This window comes from Campylobacter sp. 2018MI10, from assembly GCF_018501175.1.
Lineage (GTDB): Bacteria > Campylobacterota > Campylobacteria > Campylobacterales > Campylobacteraceae > Campylobacter_E.
Genome location: NZ_JAHCZD010000113.1, coordinates 1 through 415, shown reverse-complemented (window position 1 = coordinate 415; position 415 = coordinate 1). Strand labels below are relative to the sequence as shown.

The 415-nt window shown below is 63.6% G+C and carries 1 protein-coding gene; it reads left to right on the top strand.

The genetic code is table 11. The features are described 5' to 3' along the window. Positions 1-51: 51 nt before the first annotated feature. Positions 52-415 (top strand): aminotransferase class V-fold PLP-dependent enzyme (locus tag KJR01_RS10635; protein WP_502756458.1); only part of this gene is annotated, 364 nt, incomplete at its 3' end.

Sequence of the window (415 nt, the reverse complement as noted above, 5' to 3'; positions counted from 1 at the left end):
TCCTTCTCCGCTCACAAGATTGGTGGGCCGGTTGGGATTGGAGCGCTCTGGGTGAAACGGGGAGTCGAACTGCACCCCGTTTCCCCAGGGGGAGGTCAGCAGTACGGCATTCGCTCGGGAACCCAGCCGGTGGCATTGGCCTGCGGCTTCGCCGCGGCTTTACGTGACTGTGTCGCTGAGTTCGACACCATGACGGCCCGGTGGCAGTCGTGGCGGCAGCGCGTCATCGCGTGGTGTCATCAACAGCCCGAAATAACTGTTGACGATGCGCCCATGACGAGCCCGTCGATCATCCACCTTAGTGTTGCTGGAGCCCGCGGGACTGATCTTGTCATGCTCGCTGACCGCGATGGCGTTGACCTCTCCGCCGGTTCGGCCTGCCACGCTGGGGTATCGCGCCCCTCCCCAACAATGC